The organism is Olivibacter sp. SA151, assembly GCF_054130995.1.
In genome coordinates this window covers 2,188,597-2,208,009 of record NZ_CP096391.1, presented here as the reverse complement: position 1 = coordinate 2,208,009, position 19,413 = coordinate 2,188,597, and the positions used below count along the sequence as shown (strand labels likewise).

General features: G+C 39.6%; 17 protein-coding genes. 9 read left to right on the top strand and 8 right to left on the bottom strand.

All coding sequences use genetic code 11. The features are described 5' to 3' along the window. The first annotated feature begins 1 nt into the window (after position 1). A complete protein-coding gene (locus tag M1D52_RS09015) occupies positions 2-1,768 on the top strand; it encodes a RagB/SusD family nutrient uptake outer membrane protein (protein ID WP_437392261.1) in 1,767 nt (588 codons plus the stop codon). Positions 1,769-1,855: 87 nt separating this feature from the next. On the opposite strand, the gene M1D52_RS09010 is transcribed toward M1D52_RS09015, so the two are convergent. Next, positions 1,856-4,924 (bottom strand): AsmA family protein, encoded by a 3,069-nt coding sequence (locus tag M1D52_RS09010; protein ID WP_437392260.1) that lies wholly within the window; start codon positions 4,922-4,924, stop codon positions 1,856-1,858. Between the two features lie 382 nt (positions 4,925-5,306). On the opposite strand from M1D52_RS09010, the gene M1D52_RS09005 reads away from it, so the two are divergent. The 4 genes from M1D52_RS09005 (at position 5,307) to M1D52_RS08990 (ending at position 7,779) form a co-directional block, all read left to right on the top strand. Further along, positions 5,307-5,603: a hypothetical protein gene (locus M1D52_RS09005; protein WP_149105961.1), complete on the top strand. Its 297-nt coding sequence runs from the start codon at positions 5,307-5,309 to the stop codon at positions 5,601-5,603. Positions 5,604-5,630: 27 nt separating this feature from the next. Next, complete coding sequence (locus tag M1D52_RS09000; protein ID WP_013667697.1) at positions 5,631-6,323, top strand: sulfite oxidase-like oxidoreductase; 693 nt, start codon at positions 5,631-5,633, stop codon at positions 6,321-6,323. A 369-nt stretch (positions 6,324-6,692) separates the two neighbouring features. After that, positions 6,693-7,043, top strand: a complete 351-nt coding sequence (locus tag M1D52_RS08995) for a response regulator (protein ID WP_157622287.1) — start codon at positions 6,693-6,695, stop codon at positions 7,041-7,043. Between the two features lie 166 nt (positions 7,044-7,209). Further along, on the top strand, positions 7,210-7,779 hold the full coding sequence (locus tag M1D52_RS08990; RefSeq protein ID WP_437392259.1) for an NUDIX hydrolase: 570 nt from the start codon (positions 7,210-7,212) through the stop codon (positions 7,777-7,779). A 17-nt stretch (positions 7,780-7,796) separates the two neighbouring features. On the opposite strand, the gene M1D52_RS08985 is transcribed toward M1D52_RS08990, so the two are convergent. After that, the gene (locus tag M1D52_RS08985) at positions 7,797-8,570 is read right to left on the bottom strand and encodes a TetR/AcrR family transcriptional regulator (RefSeq protein WP_457941734.1); all 774 of its coding nucleotides are present in this window, start codon (positions 8,568-8,570) and stop codon (positions 7,797-7,799) included. Between the two features lie 725 nt (positions 8,571-9,295). Between M1D52_RS08985 and M1D52_RS08980 the strand changes: the two genes are divergently transcribed. The 3 genes from M1D52_RS08980 to M1D52_RS08970 are packed head-to-tail and all read left to right on the top strand — an operon-like array spanning position 9,296 to position 12,933. Then, entirely contained in the window at positions 9,296-9,451 is a 156-nt protein-coding gene (locus M1D52_RS08980; protein WP_013667701.1) for a hypothetical protein, read from the top strand. Positions 9,452-9,477: 26 nt separating this feature from the next. Continuing rightward, positions 9,478-9,864: a LytR/AlgR family response regulator transcription factor gene (locus M1D52_RS08975; RefSeq protein WP_130858404.1), complete on the top strand. Its 387-nt coding sequence runs from the start codon at positions 9,478-9,480 to the stop codon at positions 9,862-9,864. A gap of 12 nt (positions 9,865-9,876) precedes the next feature. Continuing rightward, positions 9,877-12,933: a lantibiotic dehydratase gene (locus tag M1D52_RS08970; protein WP_437392257.1), complete on the top strand. Its 3,057-nt coding sequence runs from the start codon at positions 9,877-9,879 to the stop codon at positions 12,931-12,933. Here M1D52_RS08970 and M1D52_RS08965 read toward each other — a convergent pair. The 5 genes from M1D52_RS08965 to M1D52_RS08945 form a co-directional block, all read right to left on the bottom strand. Continuing rightward, positions 12,930-13,628, bottom strand: coding sequence for a LytR/AlgR family response regulator transcription factor (locus tag M1D52_RS08965; RefSeq protein ID WP_013667704.1), 699 nt, complete (start codon positions 13,626-13,628; stop codon positions 12,930-12,932). The genes M1D52_RS08970 and M1D52_RS08965 overlap by 4 nt on opposite strands. Positions 13,629-13,631: 3 nt before the next feature. After that, positions 13,632-14,759, bottom strand: a complete 1,128-nt coding sequence (locus M1D52_RS08960; RefSeq protein WP_437392255.1) for a sensor histidine kinase — start codon at positions 14,757-14,759, stop codon at positions 13,632-13,634. A 324-nt stretch (positions 14,760-15,083) separates the two neighbouring features. Continuing rightward, positions 15,084-15,347: a hypothetical protein gene (locus M1D52_RS08955; RefSeq protein WP_013667706.1), complete on the bottom strand. Its 264-nt coding sequence runs from the start codon at positions 15,345-15,347 to the stop codon at positions 15,084-15,086. Between the two features lie 962 nt (positions 15,348-16,309). After that, entirely contained in the window at positions 16,310-16,750 is a 441-nt protein-coding gene (locus M1D52_RS08950) for a cold-shock protein (RefSeq protein ID WP_437392254.1), read from the bottom strand. A gap of 152 nt (positions 16,751-16,902) precedes the next feature. Beyond that, a complete protein-coding gene (locus tag M1D52_RS08945; RefSeq protein ID WP_437392253.1) occupies positions 16,903-17,139 on the bottom strand; it encodes a sigma factor-like helix-turn-helix DNA-binding protein in 237 nt (78 codons plus the stop codon). Positions 17,140-17,216: 77 nt separating this feature from the next. Here M1D52_RS08945 and M1D52_RS08940 point away from each other — a divergent pair, with 77 nt between their 5' ends. Further along, the gene (locus M1D52_RS08940) at positions 17,217-18,230 is read left to right on the top strand and encodes a fatty acid desaturase (protein WP_165447086.1); all 1,014 of its coding nucleotides are present in this window, start codon (positions 17,217-17,219) and stop codon (positions 18,228-18,230) included. An 80-nt stretch (positions 18,231-18,310) separates the two neighbouring features. Here M1D52_RS08940 and M1D52_RS08935 read toward each other — a convergent pair whose 3' ends face one another. Continuing rightward, positions 18,311-19,282, bottom strand: a complete 972-nt coding sequence (locus M1D52_RS08935) for a 3-keto-disaccharide hydrolase (protein WP_013667714.1) — start codon at positions 19,280-19,282, stop codon at positions 18,311-18,313. Between the last annotated feature and the right edge of the window lie 131 nt (positions 19,283-19,413).

Below are 19,413 nucleotides of genomic sequence, written 5' to 3'. Positions count from 1 at the left end.
GATGAAAAGGAATATATATATTATTTTATGCTTTATAGGTGTTTTTGCAAGCTCTTGCAAAAAGGTACTTGATATTGAAGATATCGACAATTACGACCCACAGCAGGTTTGGAATGACCCCAATTTGGCAAACGCTTATATGGCTAATATCTACCCCATGTTCGGCAACTGGAATCCAGGCGCCGATTCGGATAGCGAGCAGTTGATCGGCATTAATTTTTATCCCGATCGGGTGACGATTTCGAATGGCGAGTTTAAATCATGGAATTACAGTAATATACGTTTAATAAATCAAGCTATCAGGGATGTCAATGCCGGTGCTTTAGACCAAGCCACAAAAGACGGCATAACTGGTCAAGCTTTGTTTATGCGTGCTTATGCGTATTTTTGGATGGTAGTATATCATGGCGGTGTACCCTATATCACCGTACCGCAAGATCGCTATGAAGATGACCTTTATGTAGCGCGGAACTCTACAGCCGAGTGCTTCGATTTAATTATTCGTGATTTGGATGAAGCAATTGCTAAGCTCCCGGAGCGCATCGCTACCTCATCTACTGACTATGGAAAAATTGACGCTAGTTTTGCGCTCGCTTTTAAAGCAAAAGTACTTCTTTATAAGGCATCTCCTCAATTCAATCCTGCTAACCCTTGGAACAATTCATACTGGGAAGCCGCTTATCAGGAAAACAAAAAGGCCTTTAATGATTTGCAGGCAAGAGGTTATCGGTTGGCGGAGGACTATGCGAATATCGCTTTAGTGGAAAAAGGCCCCGAAGTAATCTTTGCCGTGGTAAATTCCTATCCCAATAAAGTCGCCTCATGGGATTATGGTGTCCGACCGGGATCCGAAAGCCGTGGCCCCGCCTATGCATGTCCAACTTGGGAGTTCATAAAAGAATTCCCGATGAAAGATGGCAAACTATATAACGACCCTACGAGCGCCTATCATAAAACGGAGGCTGCCTTTCTCCAACAATATTGGGAAGATAGAGACCCCCGTTTTGACAAGTCGATCGTTTGGAACGGAAAACCCTATGCTGTTTCCGGCAAAACGGGAAAACGGCAATATACATCACTAGGCATAGCACATGAATTGGATGATTTTGGTGTGAATCCAAAAGCTGGTGTGAATTCAACCAATCTCAATAGGTACAGTGGTTTTTTTATCGAAAAAAATAGTTTGCTGAAACTAACACAGGCGGAGGTGCAACAATATGATGTCGATTTTGTGCTAATGCGTTTTGCGGAAGTTATGCTGAATTATGCAGAAGCCGCTAATGAAACCGGGAGAATCGGTGAAGCGATGGATATTTTAAAGCAAATACGCCAACGGGCCGGTATTGAAGCCGGTGGAGACGGTAACTACGGAATCAAAGCAATAACGAGAGATCAAATGCGTGAGGCGATTCTGGCAGAACGTAATATAGAGTTCTGCTTCGAAGGACATCGCTTTTGGGATTTACGTCGGCTACGAATGTTAAATCGTTTAGACGGCACCACAAAACATGGTGTAGAAGCGATTGCGATTAATGATGATGGATCAGAAATGGCGATGGGACAGGCACGGGCACTTGCCGATAAATACGAACTGATGGAAAACAATTTTAAATACAGCATTTTACAAGTTCCCCTATCAGGCGTTAAAGTAAACTCGTTACCTGAAAGCTATTATTTCTTTCCGATTCAGGAAAGCGTAATCGATAAAAATCCTAAAATTGAACAGAACAATAACTGGGGTGGTACGTTTAATCCGACCTTAGAATAAATCAAATAATGATTTCAATCGGTAAAGTTTCTATATGCAAACTTTACTGATTGAAATCACCTAATTGAACTCTCTTTAGCGTTTCCTTTACTCAAAATTGATCAGTTTCAGAACCGCATTTCTCTTACGGATAATGGTACTATCGGCTTTTTTGGCTAAACGTTCTTTATCGGTAAAATAATACTTATATCGGGCTTTTGTCATGCTAATATTATAGTCAGGTATCTTACCCTTTACATCTACGCCCATTTTAAAAGGGACCGGAGATTTTAGTACCGAGATATGATAATCATAGGACAGATCAATATGTTGTATGCCTCCTACTGCTAGGCGATAACGGTCAATTTCGACCAAAGCGGGTAAAATCTCTAGCTGCCGATCTTTAATTAACATTTCTACGTTCAGTGAATCAATATAAGTGCTATCTCTCTCTTTAAACTTGAAGGTTTTGGCCAGCTCCCTAAACGCTTCATTGTCTTGCACGGCCAAGTGGGTAGCTCGCAACGCGGCTACACTTCTTACTGATCCGATATCGATCTCCATATCGTTATTCAGATTAGCAGAGCCTTTTATACTGAAATCTGCATTACCTTCCAGTGATTTTATAACAGGGAAAAGAGTGTCTAACGTGGGGGCAAAATCCTTCAATTGATTCATTTTCATGTTACGTACGTCAATCACGTATTGCATTCTAGCTTGACCATTCGCCAGTGGTTTATAACGCAGTTTGGTTTGCAGAGAAGCCTCACCGGATTTTAAACTGAAATCATGTAAATTCAACTGCCCGTTATCAACACGGGCTTGACCTTTAAGATTGTTCAGCATTAATGATCCCATTTTCAATTGCTCTATAAAGGAGTTAAAGGTAAAACGAATATTGGTAGGTAATGTAAAACGAGTAGAGTCTGCTATAGGTGTTACGGGTGGCGCGGCGGTCAACGCTGGCGCCGCCATACGCTCTATAACTCCTGCGTTAGCGCTTTCGGCTTTCAATACGCCCATTAACTCGTCAATATCCAAATAGCGGGCATGCAGATTTAAATCAGCATACAAAAGCGTATCCCGCTTGTCTGCCGGAAAGATGTTGCGTACCTCGCCGTCGAGCTTCATCTTGAAGTCGCCAAGCGCCACAAAAGCATTGTTTAGGTGAATATCATGTCCTTTTACAGTAATAAGGGAACGATTAACCGACAGCGGCATACCGACATTAGGAATGGCCGCCTTAAGCTTCGAAAAGCTAAAGGAGCCTATTGGCCACCATTGCTTCTGCTCATTTTTCTCGACATTGAATTGGTAAGACCCTTTATCAACGATCAGTGTCATTTGCCCATAGTGCAGGGCTAAATTCTGCGCGTCGAAGCTCGTAACAAAATGGGGAGCACGTGGCAGTTTACCTGGGCCAACCGCAGCAGCGATGGAAGCTTTCTCAATGCGTACATTCATACTGTCTGTAGATTGATAGTGAAGAGCCGCCAAATTGATCTTCGATTTCAGCGGTAAGCGTTTGTCGACTTTTTTAGATCCTGAAAGCTGCGCATGAAGTGCCTGCACCGTAAGCTTATGTTTTTTTCCGTATTGTAGATTAAGCCTATCTATATCCAATTGTCCGGACAATCCATTCTTTTCATCTCTTTTCAGGCTCAGTGCAGTATAAGGTGTATGAAAAAGAAGCTCCTCTTTAGCCATGTTTATTTGTAGATCCGCGAGCTTAGCATTACCTTGTAATGACAGATCGCGATAATCAAAGCCCGATTGAGCCGTATACGTAATTTTTCCCGCGAGATCTATGAACGCTCTTCCACCGAGCTGCAATCCCTCGACAATAGGAAATGTTGACCCAATTTTTGTAAGATCGATATTTGCTTCGACATCCGGTTCAATTTCCGGGTTATCCAACAGGTTTTGTGCTGATACGCTACCGCTAAGGTGTATGCCCGTTCCTCTTATTAGCATCTTATTGATACGTACTGCGGAACGTTGGCGCTCATTAAAGTCTAAAAGACTTTCTACATCTGCCTCTAGGGCGGTAATTTGGCCCGGAAACTTTTTATAACGCAGAGAACCGCCATGTATTTTAAGCTGTGCCCTTGATACAGGCAGCTTGCCTTCACCGTACACGCCATTTGTCCGCAACACTAAAAACACCCTCCCGCCAACATCAGCATCTGTTGTCTTAAGGTATCTTTTTGGCACCATTTTCCATAAATTTGCCAGCGATGGCACCTTCATTTTAGCTTGCAATGCTACATTTACAGCTTTTCTGCCATTGGGTCGTTCAAAGACGCCGTCAAGCAGAAAGTCTATATCGTTCAATTTTAGCGTTCCATTGGTAAAGCTGAGTTTTCGACTTTTCTTATCAAGCTTCATATCTGTATCCAAAAGGCTGTTCAATTGCCGGATAAAGACAAATCCACCCTTCGTGACCGTTAGCTGCTTACTATCTGAATGTAATTTTAACAGGAGGTGATCCTCGTCGTAAACAAACCCAATTTTAAGAGCCAAATGCGGGATTCGGCAATCAAGTCTTGATCCTTTGTCTTCATAGTGAAAACTGGCATCTTCGATGCGAAGCGATTTAATATGAATTTTTTTTATTGCCGATTGGACATCGCTTGTGTCAGTAGCTTCAGCCGTTTCCTTCTTCAGAATATCATAATTTGCGTTACCGTGCCGATCCACTGCCACATGAAGTCGCGGCCTGCGCAATGTAATTCGCTCAATATCTATTTCTTTTTTTAAAAGTAATTTAGTCATGTTGACAGCGCCCCGAAAGTCACTGAAAATAACTAGGGTATCTCTCCTGTCTCTCGAAAGAATATATCCGTCATGTAGACGAGCACCGAAGCGTGGAAAAGAAGAAAAAAAAGTTAATTCGACGCTTTTACAAAAAACCTGTCCATCCAATTGTTGATTAATCGCCTTAAGTGCTATGGGCGTTATCTTCTCAGGTTTAAAGAGAAAATTAGTAATGAAAGTTATGGCAAGCAGAATCAAAGTGCAGGCTAAGCCCAAGCCAATAAGAATTTTTTTTAGGATGTTCGACATATATTCTATTTCCTGTTCTGCCGCAGGGCATTTAACCGATTCAGCCTCGGAGAGCTGCAAACAGGCCTTGTATTTTGCGTCGCCAAATTTAATACTATTTTCAACATGCATTTCGGCCTATTCCATATTTCTAAATAAATTGCTTATTTTCAATATTTTATTAAAAATAAAAATAATCCTCGACGCTCACCTAAGGTCATAGCTTACCTTTGCAGCGGGTATCAATAAGAGAAGCCTTCGGTATGAGCTGTAGCCGGCTATTGCCTCTATGGTGAAAAAGAAGTTGTATGCTTACAATAATTGCCAACTTTCTGCCAATTTGTTGGTTGCCAATCTTCTAGGAGTTAATTGATCACGAAAAGTGTATAGATATCAAATTCAACTCGGCTTTAAATAATCGGAACGAACTTTGATTAATTATTTTTTACTTTGCCTAAGAGAAAAACTAAAATTTGCAATAGCTGTATTTAATATTGAAGGACGATCTCAAGGCATGAAAAAATATAGAATATTACTTTGGGGAGCGGGCACCGTTTTACTTTTTACTTTTTTTACTGCGTTTTCCTATCGTGGCGGTATGCCTTACACCGATGATACAACGATGGGATTTCCGCTTATATTCCTCCGAAAATCAGTTGGTCAAAACGTGGAGACAGGACTTTTTGCTGAAATAAAGGACTTTCACTTTGGGTATCTTTTTATCGACATCGTTTTTTCAGTACTACTTGTTCTCGGTTTATTTAAGCTGTTCCGATTTAAATATACCGTCCCGGATGAAGAGGATAACTGATATGACAGACACTTAATGAAACCCGATATGGAAGGATCAGCAAAATTGAATCGTATTGTAGAGGCGAGAATGAAATTAAAAGCACGTTTCGCAGCAAAAATGAAAGATACGCCCTCTATGGCGGACGACAAACCCATGGGGACGGGTAAAATAAATCGGCATGGGATGCCAACTATTCCTATAGGACAGGTTGTAACTACCAAATGGCCGGTTTTAGACCTCGGTTATCAGCCCGATATTTCGCTAGATCGTTGGCGTTTAAGGATAGACGGCAATGTAAAGCATCCGGTTATGTTAACTTGGGAAGATTTTATGGCACTACCACAGACCCATGACATATCCGACTTCCACTGCGTCACTACTTGGTCCAAACTGGATATGAGCTGGATTGGTGTCAGTATGTTGGATTTAGCTGCACTTGTGCAACCTCACGAAGACGCAACTCATATTCTTTGTCATGGCTATGATACTTATACTACTAACCTTTCATTAGAAGAGGCCTTGAAGCCAGACGTGCTTTTAGTGCATACCTTTGAGAACCAACCGCTGGCGAAGGAACACGGCGGGCCTTGTCGTATGATTACACCTCAACTTTATGCTTGGAAAGGCGCCAAATGGATAAAAAGAATTGAATTCCTGAACCAGGACCAACCAGGCTTTTGGGAGGAGCGTGGTTATTCGAATACCGCTTATCCTTGGCGTAATGATCGTTATGATTAACCAAAGAACGATTCTATTCATCAAATTTTGATAAAAAAGCCACCCAGATCCAAAAGGGTGGCCAAATCAAAAATGAAATCTATTCGTTTCCTATGCATGGAAACTTCTCAAAAATAACCTTGACCTATTGAATTGAAGTAAGAAAACAAAGAAACCGTTAATATTTTTAATTAACACAATATTAAACAAACTGATAATAAACAACATAAACAAATAAAACTAATATTATCATATATTTTGCACGGTATTTGTTATAACTTCATGTCGCGCAGTTCCTTTTGCCGTTAGAGGCTAAACAATATAAAGCTTTTTTTCACTTGTGTAATTTGTGCGAAGTTATGCTATACCGCTATGACTAAGAAAAAAACAATGTTATACGTTGAAGACGATTCAGAGATGCAAGGTCTGATTATGGATATTCTCGATTATGAAGGTATTGAAGTTATCATGGACACCGGGAAAAACTTGTATAGATTGCTGGATGAACATGAGGTAGGCATGATTTTAATGGATGAAAATCTGCGATGGTGTCAGGGAAGCGATCTTTGTAAGCAGCTTAAATCCTTAAGTAATTACCAGCATGTACCGGTAATTATGATATCCGGACTATGGGATATTCCATCAATTGCACTGGAATGCGGAGCAGATGGATATATACGTAAACCCTTTGATATGTATGATATTATGTCGACAATCAATCTACACTACGCGCATTCATAGTCTAAGCTGATTATTCATGACGGTCTATCGCCATTTTGATTTTCCACCGTTTCTGCAATACTTAGGTACTGACATTTATCAGAGCAGTAGCCGTATTATCATTATTCCGCCTATAAAATTGTACTGAATTAGTTAACAAATAAGTTAAAACAGTTACTTTTACGTCATGTCTGATAGAATAAAACCGTGGACTCTTTTAGAAGACGAGGATATTTCGCCAAGCGTCTGGTATCCTCTACATAAGCAAAAAGTAGAATTACCAAATGGTCTGATCGTAGATGATTACTTTTTATCTCCACTGGGCGATGTGGTGCAGGTTTTAGCTTTTACTTCTGACAATCAGGTGGTACTTACTCGTCAATATAAACATGGGCTTGGCGAAATTCTAATTGAAGTGCCCGGAGGAATGCAACAAAAGGATAAAACGCTAAAACAATCAGCCGTAGCCGAGCTTGAAGAAGAGTGTGGAATCAAAGCCGCTGAGGAAGATTTGAAATTTATCTGTCGTTTTGCTATTAATCCAACTAAACTCAAACAAATAACCTATGGCTATATCTTATTTAATGCTGAATTCAATGCTGTACAACGTCTGGACATCACTGAAAATATAGAAGTAATTACGTTACCGGCATCGGAAGCGCTTCGTATGGTTGAAAATGGTGAAATTTGGGTTACGGATTCAATGAATTTAATATTAATGGCAGCAAGAAAATATCCGGCTATTTTTAATGTCTAAGAATCCTTTGCTTACGACTAGGTCATTTGTTGATTAGCTATATCTCCATCTAAACCGTTAATAGCGGTTTTTATTAAATATATTAAAAACTGTCTCAAATTTATTTTGAACTCTTTCTGCAAACACATAACACCGAAACAAGAAGCATGTCCACCTATTCTGTATTGAAACGCCATATACGTAATACCACCTAAAATAATCGGGAATAGAAACTCGAGGAGAAACGGCTTTCCCGTTGAGTCAGTTAATTCGGATGTTTTCATCATCTTCAACATGCGTTGTTCACGAGCCGATACCATTTTCGCGATCGCAGCATCTGTTCCCATAAATTCGGCAACTGCGAATTCTCGGTATAGGGGATCTCTCATAAGTGCATCAAAATGTTGAACGATAAGGTGCGCTAAGAGTTCAAATCGCATGGCTTCCTCCTGTCTCGCCGCTAAAGCGACTATTTGGGGTAAGTTCGCAATAAGGTAGTCGTGTCGGCTGTACAGTTCTTTTTTTACACCATCTAAACTACCGAAATGATTATAGATCGTCCACCGGGTGAATTTGGATCTATCGGCGAGACGACTTATTTTTAGTGCTTGAAGACCTTTTTCTCGTATGATATTGGCAGCTGCCTCTAAAATAATAGCTCTTGTGCGCTGTGCGTTTTTTTTCTCTATCTCCATCGTAACCCTATCTATAGGTGTATACGAAATTGCATGGTTTGCCTTGCAATTAACAGTTAACTTTACGAACAGTGCTATAGCATCTATCAATTCGTTTTCTTGGTCTACTTTTCGCATGCTGAGCCATGCGAGCTTATACTTCGATTTAGTTAATTTGTCTTAGGTTTGGCCTCATATCACGTCGAATGGTATCCAGTCTACAGACTGACTTTCTCAAACGGCTACCAGACGTTGCTGATGTAATGTTGTTTCTCTTCGGAAAGTTTGCCGTATTCACTACGGGTAGACATAGTTTGAAGCGAGAGCATAACACTTTCTTAGCCAATTTTCAATAAACAGCATAGTACTGGAATACCTTCGATCATGTTCCAAATTGACAATAATATATTGTTCAATATGAAATATCCTTGAGCAAATGTAAGTATTATACTCACTCTGAACGAGCCTCCACCAGATGCAGATCACTTTCATTAAATTATTGCTACACTTTTCTGATTTTGTTGATAAAATCATTTATTACAACAGATAATCAATAACTTACAAAAAATACCTCGGTTATATCCTAAAAGAACGGGTGACAATTGCGCACATCAAGCACTAAAGAAGCCGAATTATCTATTCTACACTAAAATGAATTTGTGGTTGACTGATGATTTATTAAATACCTAATATAAGTCGTCACGAGCAACAGATTTCTTCATACCAACTTGGTAGCAAAAATTCTTGGCAAAACGATGTTGAGCGTATATGCAAGTTGGTATAAGAAGATAGGCGGTTGATTAAATAAACATGCCTATCAAATTCATTCCCCTCAAATTAGCCTAGGATAAATTATAAACAACATGGAAAAGTTTAACAAAAGTCTTTTAGAAAGTTATTTAAGAATCGAAGCAGAGTGTATCTGCACTATAGACGCACCGCGCGAAAGTAACCAGCATCTTCGAGATGGTGACGAAACAGTGAGCAGCATGACCTTTACCACATCGAATTTCATTTAATACTCGCCTTGCTAAAATAAAGGAATATGCGATGCTTGATATGCGCTATCGTGGAGGATGAGCCGCTCGCTGTACAAATGCTCAAGGGCTATATCAGTAAACGGTCCGATTTAACGTTGGTAGCTACGATTGATAATGTGTACGATTTTCATGTGATTATAAAAAGAATTACGCCGGATATCATCTTCCTTGATTTCAAAACACCTGGTTTTGATGGCGATGTTGACAAAATACTGGATCAAATCTCACCTAATTCAATTGTTATCAACACATCTGCTTCACCCCTATCCCACTTCAGAAATAAAGAAGAAATAGAAAACAATAATAAGGTTTATGAATTATTGAAGCCCTTTTCGCTTGAAAAATTCAATGAATGCATTGACTTTTTGTTAGGAATAGGACACTTCCAGTAGACTCTGCATGCGATGTTAAGTAATATTGAACATTTAGGTTTCTTTTTATTAAGATTGCCAAGTTTACCATTGCAGGAAATTCAAAGGATCAATGCCGATAATACGGCCAGCCTAGCCGAAAACCTACATGATTTGCTCAGTCGTAATCCGGAAGTATTGGAAGCTATTTCATTTGCCAGCAAAGATCTCTATCATACCTATCTTAGCTGGTTAGAGAATGGATATATGCCAGATCTAAAGCTACTGGTTACTCTGTATAAATATGTCTCTCGCATGGCTTCTCGCGCTACTCCCTTTGGTAGTTTTGCCGGTGTCTGCATGGGGCATATCAATGATAATACGAGTACATTAACGCTTACAGGGCACGCAACTATCTATGCTCGTGTGAGTCTAGATCACTTGATGCGTCAACTTCATCAGCTACAACAAAGTCAGGATTGGCTAAACGACATTGTATTCTACACGAATAATAGTATTTACGCAGTAGGCGGTTATTTCAGGTATATACGTTTTGAAACCGTAAAAGACAAAAGGACTTTTTTTCAGGTTAAACTTAAGATAAACCCTTTATTGAAATTGCTTTATGATTATGCCAGGGAAGGGAGAACTTTCAGTGAACTCATAACCTTTCTTATGGACTTTGATATTGAGAGAAACGAGATAACAGCCTATCTATCTAAGCTCTTAGATAATCAATTTCTAATATCGGAATTAGAGCCCACGATTTTGGAAGACCAAGATATTCACAAGCTTACTCATAAGTTAAAGGGAACGGATGCCGCAGTTGTAGAGATGCGAGACTTATTAACTTTGTCATCTTGCCCCGACCGAATAGCCTCCTTAGATGAATTCCCATTCAACGTTGTGCTACCACAGGTTGATAAAAAATTCATCGCAAAGGAGGTCAACCTGAAACAATCTGTAATACAGCTAATAGCTAGAGAATTGTGTGAGCTACATCCGTTGTTTACATCATCAATACCACAAGAACTGCAGGTTTTTATTCAAAAATTTAAAAGGCGATACGAGATGATGGAGGTACCACTGCTGGAAGTACTTGATGGGGATTTGGGTATCGGCTATGGAGACCTCGACAATCAATATAAAAGGGAACATCCTTTAATTAACAACCTGGATATAAGCGAGGGTAAGAAACAGCTCACATCTACGCTTGAAGAACAAGTGATGACTAATGCGTTGTTTTCCGGTTCACGGCATATAGATCTGGAAACAATTTATCCTCTTTTGGAAAAGAGACAAGAGAACAGTGCTGTTGCGCCGACCTGCTACGCCATTGGCAATCTTTTGACAAAAAAAGTAGAGGATTTGGATAACGGCAATTTTCAATTTCACCTAGCCGCATGTAGTGGATCGTCAGCAGTAAATTTGATGTCGCGCTTTGCTTATATGGACGAGGCGCTGAAGAATAACCTTCGAAGCTGCGCTATTTATGAAGAACAATGCTTTGATAATGTGATTCTGGCAGATATCAAACATATACCAGAGAATAAAGTAGGTAACATCTTGCGGCGGCCGAAGCTGTACAGTTATGAAATACCCGTATTGGGACTTACTTGTACAAAAAATGAAAAACAAATCCCTCTTTCGGACCTTACAGTAACTGTGAGAAACAACCAGGTTATTTTGTTCTCCAAAAAACTAGACAAAAGGGTTATTCCAAGGTTGAGTTGCGCTCACAATTTTAGACAAGGAATTTCCGTTTATCGATTTTTATGCGATTTGCAATATCAAGACACCCCTTTTTCCATCTATTGGAACTGGGACAAATATAAAAGGGCTCCGTTCTTACCTAGAATCAGCTATAAACATCTTATCTTATCTCGCGCGCGCTGGTATATAAAGCAAAGGCGCCAGTTCGATATAAATTGGTTTAGGCAGCTGCAAAAGGATCTACGATTACCGAACGAAATATTGATCGCTGAAGGCGACAATGAATTATACATTGACATCAGAACCAGTTGGGGAATGCAGTTATTGAAAGACAAACTGGCTTTGGGGGATGTAATATTATATGAGTCTTTAGTGCACCATAGCACTATTATTAAGGATACAAACGGTAATGCTTTTGTTAACGAAATTATCATTCCTTTCAAATCGATTGTAAAAAAGTGCGCGTTCATCGAAATGACCCCGTTGAAGAACAAGGAAGTGAAACGGAGTTTCTTGCCTGGAAGCGAATGGATTTATATAAAGCTTTATTGTCCACAGAAAACTGCGGATGAAATATTGGCTGAAGATATCATGAACTTAGTTAGACAGCTTAAAGAATGGCAACTCATCGATAAGTGTTTCTTTACGCGCTATCATGACCCCGAATTCCATATCCGTTTGCGCCTACACGCACCCAATAACAGTAAAAAGGCTTATAATAAACTACGAGAAATTTTACGCTTCACCATGGAACATTTGGCCTCTCAAAACAAAATTTGGACAGTTCAATACGATACATATGTGAGAGAACTTGAACGTTATGGCGTTGATAATATAGAGCATTGCGAATCGATATTCTCAATTGATTCAGCGGTTGTTTTGGATTTCTTGGCAACGCTGCCCAAGGACGACGTAAATGTGCGATGGCTTTTTGGATTAAAGGCCGTTGACCAACTATTTAACGCTTTCGGAATAAATCTATCAGAACGTTTCGAATTAACTGAAGAATGGAGTTTAGCGCTGGCCAGAGAATTTAAAATTGATAAGGTAAAGCAAAAAAAGATGAATCTCAATTACCGAAATCATGCCGCTTCCATTGATGCTCTGCTTTGGCATCAAGAGCCTTCCCGGATTTTCGCGAAAGATCTTCTTGAAAATCGATTCCAAGGTATTACCCATATATTACAAAAATGGAAGCCAAATAAGATTGAGGTAAATAAGCTAATTGGAAGCATCTGCCATATGTTTCTTAACCGACTTTTCTTTTCGGATCAGCGAGCCAACGAAATGGTCCTATATAGCTTTTTGGCTAAAAATTACCGATCAAGGATAGCTCGATCGAAGAATGAAAGCGCTACCACCTTTGCAATTACGACAGGAGAACTATGTCCAAGTTAGTGATTCACTAATTTTTTATAAACCTCATCCCGATAGGTAACACCTATTGGGATATCTTTTATACTCCCTCTCATAATGATCTTGTCCGGATCGACTGCTCGCACAAAGTTTTTATTGATAATATAGGACTTATGGGTCCTCAGAAACACATCCTGTGGTAGGTCGTTGGTGATTTTTTTTAATGAGTAAATGATCAGGAACTCCCGTTCAGTTGTGGATATTCTGATATATTCCCGGTCGCCCTCTACGTATTGTATTTCGTGATAGGGAACCAGATAGTTCCTATAATTGTCTTTAATAGCAAACGTACCAGTCTGCACTTTTTCTACTACATCATTTCGAGTAAGATGGCTCTGTGCTCGCGATAAGGCCTTGAATAACCTTTCAAATGAATAAGGCTTCAGTATATAATCGAATACTTCCAATTCAAAGCTTTCCAATGCATAGTCTGCTCGTCCTGTAATAAATATGAAAAGCGGTCTTTTAGATAGCGATTTCAGGAAATCAACCCCATTAATACCAGGCATATTAATGTCTGAAATGACCACATCGATGTTGTTTTTGCTTAAAAAAACGATTGCATCCATCGCCGTTTCGAAACTAGCTTCCAAACTTACAAAGGGGATCTGAGTGATATGTTCACTTATGCCTTTTCTCGCCAACGGTTCATCTTCAATTATTATACATCGTAGCATATTTCAATTAGATTTCAGATTAATTTTCAAATGTACTGAATATACGTTTTTTTGTACCCCATAGGACAAATAATACTTGTCCTTATAATGTAAGTCCAATCTTCGGAGAATATTGGACATACCCACCCCTCCTACGGATTGACTATCATTTGGTTTAGCGATGTGTTGGGTAGATTCTACTTCGTTCTCTACCTGCAAAAATATCCAATCGTCGTTTACGTCAATGTTAATGTAAACGAAATTATTGTTAGGGGTTTTATCCGGTCCGTGCTTGAAAGCATTTTCCACAAATGGTATAAGCATCAATGGACTGATTTTATAAGGCTCTTTTATATCCGTAATATACGCTTCGATCTGCACGCGTTCACCGTATCTAATATGCATAAGCGCTATAAAATCTTTAAGGAATTCGAGTTCCTTTCGTAAGGGAATAAAATGATTTTGGGATTCGTATAGCGTATAGCGCATTAACGTCGAAAGACGCAGAACCATATCTCGGCCTTTATCATAATCCGTATCGAGTAGTTGATAGATATTGTTTAGGGTATTAAATAAAAAGTGTGGGTTTACCTGCGACTTGAGAAAATTAAGCTCAAGCTCGAGGTTGTCGCGCTCTAGCCTTGTTTTAGTAAGTACTTGTTCTAACATGATTTTCACGAATTTCGGCCCAACGGGGAGTGAAATAAGAAAGATAAAATCAAGCACAAAAATGTAAACATTCTTCACTATACTTAAAGGTCCATCTGTCAGTACAAGCTCAAGATACTTACCGAATCTCGGTCCATAGTTTTTGAATGTAGCCTGAAAGATAAAACATGCAGCGTAAGTTGTTAAGGCCCAAATTACATACAAGACTGCTATCCATAACAGCACAAAAGGGATACCACGTGGATTGGAGAAAACAGACACAACTTTTCGAGAAGATAGTGAATAAAAAGCAATCATCACCACTAATAACTCTTTTATTACAAATATCCATACGTGCTCGGCGTTACCGATCAATCTATAGTAGTTAAAATAATAAACTACAGCGATTAATAGCCAAAAGAGACTATGATAAGCTAAACGTAAACCCAGCCGCGAAAATACTGAGTCACTTGACGTTGGAATACGTAGCTCACTAACATTCATCTTATTGACTGGTTAAGTGCCATAAAAATAGGCTTTATTTCCAAAATGCGTTATATCGGAATGCTTAAAAATAAAATAGTTTAGCAAATAGTTTCCCATTCTTGAACAACTATTTTTAGACCATTCTAATACGGTTTGGTTATTTTAGCGAAACTCTCGACAAGAGGGCATACTTTACAGCACAGTTTAATAAAGGCCGCTTGAGAAAGCGGCTTTTATTATGATGCAAAATCGCTCCCTTAACTTATCGTTCCATCTATCAGATCGATATAACGTACATGGAGGATGCTGTCCACCATAAGATAAGTATGATTATTAAATCGTTTAGACATTTTTTTTACGTAAAAACATCCAGAGTACGTATAGCAAAAAGCAGACGAGCCCTAACATCATATCAATAAACAGATTGGTAGGGATTAAACCTACAGATGTATCTGTACCATGAGAAGATACAAAACGCTGCACTTCGAGGTAAGAGAAGGGCTGTCCAAACTGCAAACCTCCATGCTGCAACCAAAGGGAAAAGTTAGGTCCCAACAGTAAAACAATGATTAGACAGATCAATATATAGGATATTCTATTTCTCATGTTTTGATTTAGAAAGCAGATGACATCTAACCATAAACTTTGTAATGCAGTTATGACGATCACTTTTTCAATCGGAGATGGCCTCTGTTGATGATACGACTTTGTTTCTGTTTTATTTATAGCAAAAATAAGGAACCACTAATTTCAGGGAAAGAAATTTACACATAAACAGCCCTACCTTACACGAAAATCTGTGTCAGCTACATAACAACCCCACATGGAAAGCGCCTCACTGAAAGCGAATAAAATGTCATTCGCCCTGACAGCTTGTCTGCTAAAGTCCTATATAATGTGTATTGAGCGTTCGGCATAAGATTTGATAGTAGAAGGACAGGTTTAGGTTGATTAGAAAAGTCCGGTGATCCCAAAAGCCGGGCTTTTCGCTTTTATTAAACTTAGTTTGTGTCAATTACTCCGAAGCATACGCCCATACCCAGGTTTATATAGCTGTAGCTTATCCATAAACCGTATTCCCTAAAATCTCAAGATCGGCTTTTCTCTTCCGCAACCTTTTTGCTTGGTCCGAAAAACCATGTATCGAAAAAAGAAAAGCCTTCAACCGGGGAGATTGAAGGCTTTTACTAACCAATTATAAACCTAAATTATGATGACACAAATATCGCATTAAAGAGACAATGTTGCAAAATGATTAACATATTTTAACAAAGCTGGCAGTAAACGCCCACTTCTGCAACATCAACTATCATACGCGCAAAAATTCGATTACTCTTTTACGGTTATAGCGGATCCGTTTAATAAACCACTGACAAACAGGTTGCTTGTAAACCATTCAAAAGAAAACCTTGCGGTCATCGCGACGGCAAGGCTGAGCATTGGTGTTTAATGCGATATAACTGTTGTCTATTAACCCTCAACGTTAGCTTTTGTTTTGAGGTATAGAAATTTTTCTTTCGTTTTATTAGGTATTCGGCCCATTGCAAGCTAGTTCATAAGATGATCGTTTATACCACCTGAATTTCGTAGGCTTGTAAGCCTTTAGGTCCCTTTCGGGTTCTGAAATTCACAATATCATCAACTTTGATAGACGCAGGTGCCTCTGCAATGAGGAAAAACACACGTTCTCCAAATTCGTTGTTAATAAAGCCCCAACCACGCTGTTCATTATAATACTTCACCTTTCCTTTATGCACATCGTCTTCCTCCACCATTTTGGGTGTGCTAATCTGGATCTCTTCGACGTTAATCTTTTGTTTTCTAAATTCTGCAGGTTTTTCAGTAGTCAAGTTTCCATTCTCATCCACATACGCCAACATATCTTCCAACGATTTTCCCTTGTCAGATTGACTACTCCTATTTTCCTTTCTTAGCTCTTTATCCTTTTTCTTTTGTTCGCGCTTTTTAATATTTTCTTTCTTCCTGAATGTTTCTTGACTTCTACCCATACGTTATTATTTATGAATTAATAAATGAAATTGACCGTGTTTACAATGAAAAAGGAGACCTGCGGAAAAAGGAGACCGGAAACAGAGTAAGTGAGGTTTTCGTCAAATATACGAAAATATTTGTACATCTCCTATGAAGGAGAGCGTATAAGCTAAAGATGTTGCAACAAATCGCGTCCCGAAGACGAATTTTTAATATGTAGAAGCGCCTTTGTTTTCAACTGCCGGATACGCTCCGGTGTAAGTTTTAACTGATAGGCGATTTCGTCCAGCGTTTGCGGCTCACTATTGCTTAATCCATAAAACATGGTAAGAATTTGCCGTTCACGTGATGAAAGTTTCTTCAGCACCAAATCAATCCGCAGAAAGAGCGAGTCTAAACGGAACAAAATGTTAAGTTATGTTAAGATTTGGGCTATGCGGAAAATCTACCGACTAAAAGACGTACCTTACACCAATTAAAAATATGATGTTATTAGATAAAGTGTTAGATCCGCCATCGTATGGATGGACGGATCGGGATGGGGCCTTCAGTAAACCTACAACCAAGCAATTACTCCGCGAGTTTTTAAAACGTATTAATATATTTCAATCCAAAAAAAATTGGTTACCTCTATTTAGCTGGGCTCGCGTACTTTTACTGATTCCGCTGCTATTTCTTTTTATATTCAACTATTTCAGCGTCGCATTATTAGTTGCCGCGTTTATTTACAGCATGATCATTATGGGAACGCACGGAACGATCTGGCACCATCGGTATTGCACGCACAAAGCCTACCGTTTTAAGAATCGATTTTGGCGGGTGCTAACACAAAACCTAACGATCAGCATGATTCCCGAAGAAATTTATGCCATCTCGCACCACGTGCATCACGCGAAATCAGACAAGCCGGGCGATCCTTATAATGCCAATGGCGGTTTCTTATATTGCTTTTTAGCAGATGTAAATCATCAACCTATTGCTAAAGACCTCAGTGCAGAGGAATATAAGCAAACTGTGCAACTAATGGCACACACCGGTGTAAAAGCTAATTGCTATAGAAAGTATCAGAAATGGGGATCAGTTGTACATCCAATGCGTGCTATCTCTGCTTGCTTAGTAAATTGGCTGGTATGGTACGGTATATTTTATTTAATTGGCGGTCATGCGCTGGCTTGCGCACTCTTTGGTGCCGCAGCTTTCTGGGCAATAGGCGTGCGAACGTTTAATTATGAAGGACATGGAAAAGGAAAAGATAAGCGTAAAAAAGGCTATGATTTAAACGAAAAAGATATGTCAATTAATCAATTATGGCCAGGTTTTGTTGCAGGGGAATGGCATAATAATCATCATTTATACCCGAGCAGTGCGCGTTCAGGCTTTTTAAAACATCAGGTAGACTTGGCTTGGTATTATATAAAGTTCTTGCACTTTATCGGTGGCGTAATCACTTACCATGATTCGAAAGCTTCTTTTATGAAGCGATATAACGGGGCATAAAATAACGACTACTCCTGTTGGAGAGGCAAAAAATAGCCAGCGATCTAGTTAAGAGGCTGGCTATCTTTATTTGTATAAAGCTACTTTGCGGGTGTAATAACAACCTTTCTGAATTCAATCGGACCATGGTCTCCTTGAAAATAGATCGGACCAGGCTCACCTTCATTACTGTCGAGCGCACCACCGGTAATACCTGGTATTTCTTGATTCGCAATAATCGTTTTACCATTGGCTACTATGGTAACCATCCGCCCCACCAGTGTAATATCGTAACTCTGCCATTCGCCCGGACCTTTTACCGCCATCTCACTTGGCACTAAAAAGCCGTAAACTCCACCGAACAAATGACTATTGGGATGATCTGTTTTTGGATTGTCAATGATTTGTACTTCGTATCGGCCTCTCAAATAAACACCACTATTGCTTCCCTCTTTATACCTAAATTCCACGTGTAGCTTAAAGTCGTTAAACTTTTTCTCCGACACCAGGTTTGCACCCGATTCCGGACTCGTCAGAATTCCATCTTTCACTACCCATTGATTTTTGTTCCCAAGTGCCGTCCACCCTGTTAAATCTTTTCCATTGAACAGCTCGATTGGTTTTCCCCAAACGGGTTCAGCTGTTCTTGTTAGATAGGGGGCTCTTACTCCAGTAAAAGACTGCTTTACACCGGCGCTTGTAGTGATTGTCCCCTGAATGCGATCGCCCGATACAGTTCCTTCTAAGACCAAGTCACGGTCTTCGCGCTCCCATTGTGGAGGAATAGCAAAACTGAATTTTCCATTCTCAAAATTAACTTTAGCAACAGGCCGTGCACTACCTCCTGTACTAACAAAACGTCCCACCAGTGTTTTAAAGCCCGACAACTCCACTTCCAACCAGGATGGTGCCGGTTTGCCATTCTCTTCGACGGTGATATCCCAACGACCGATGAGCTCCCCTCCTTGCACCGCATTGCTGTGGATAGGCGCTACCTGTGCCTGTGCGCAAAAAGGCTCGATTGCAGCAAACAATAAACCACATGCTAAGCCTAAAAATAGTTTCTTCTTCATAAATATGGTATTCAATAGTTATTATGGTCAATAAAGATATCGTTTTTTACCCATACACGAAATTTTTAGACTGAATAGACTTTTCTTAACCATAGCTTCCATTTTTCAAATGGGTGTTTTCGGTTTAGGAA

Excerpts from the sequence above, each read along its gene's own strand:
- M1D52_RS08985 (WP_457941734.1), bottom strand. The coding sequence starts at position 8,570 with ATGCGAAAAGTAGACCAAGAAAACGAATTGATAGATGCTATAGCACTG.
- M1D52_RS08940 (WP_165447086.1), top strand. The coding sequence starts at position 17,217 with ATGATGTTATTAGATAAAGTGTTAGATCCGCCATCGTATGGATGGACG.
- M1D52_RS08980 (WP_013667701.1), top strand. The coding sequence starts at position 9,296 with ATGGAAAAGTTTAACAAAAGTCTTTTAGAAAGTTATTTAAGAATCGAA.
- M1D52_RS08975 (WP_130858404.1), top strand. The coding sequence starts at position 9,478 with ATGCGATGCTTGATATGCGCTATCGTGGAGGATGAGCCGCTCGCTGTA.
- M1D52_RS09000 (WP_013667697.1), top strand. The coding sequence starts at position 5,631 with ATGGAAGGATCAGCAAAATTGAATCGTATTGTAGAGGCGAGAATGAAA.
- M1D52_RS08965 (WP_013667704.1), bottom strand. The coding sequence starts at position 13,628 with ATGCTACGATGTATAATAATTGAAGATGAACCGTTGGCGAGAAAAGGC.
- M1D52_RS08935 (WP_013667714.1), bottom strand. The coding sequence starts at position 19,282 with ATGAAGAAGAAACTATTTTTAGGCTTAGCATGTGGTTTATTGTTTGCT.
- M1D52_RS08995 (WP_157622287.1), top strand. The coding sequence starts at position 6,693 with ATGTTATACGTTGAAGACGATTCAGAGATGCAAGGTCTGATTATGGAT.
- M1D52_RS08955 (WP_013667706.1), bottom strand. The coding sequence starts at position 15,347 with ATGAGAAATAGAATATCCTATATATTGATCTGTCTAATCATTGTTTTA.
- M1D52_RS08960 (WP_437392255.1), bottom strand. The coding sequence starts at position 14,759 with ATGAATGTTAGTGAGCTACGTATTCCAACGTCAAGTGACTCAGTATTT.
- M1D52_RS09010 (WP_437392260.1), bottom strand. The coding sequence starts at position 4,924 with ATGCATGTTGAAAATAGTATTAAATTTGGCGACGCAAAATACAAGGCC.
- M1D52_RS08950 (WP_437392254.1), bottom strand. The coding sequence starts at position 16,750 with ATGGGTAGAAGTCAAGAAACATTCAGGAAGAAAGAAAATATTAAAAAG.
- M1D52_RS09015 (WP_437392261.1), top strand. The coding sequence starts at position 2 with ATGAAAAGGAATATATATATTATTTTATGCTTTATAGGTGTTTTTGCA.
- M1D52_RS08970 (WP_437392257.1), top strand. The coding sequence starts at position 9,877 with ATGTTAAGTAATATTGAACATTTAGGTTTCTTTTTATTAAGATTGCCA.
- M1D52_RS09005 (WP_149105961.1), top strand. The coding sequence starts at position 5,307 with ATGAAAAAATATAGAATATTACTTTGGGGAGCGGGCACCGTTTTACTT.
- M1D52_RS08990 (WP_437392259.1), top strand. The coding sequence starts at position 7,210 with ATGTCTGATAGAATAAAACCGTGGACTCTTTTAGAAGACGAGGATATT.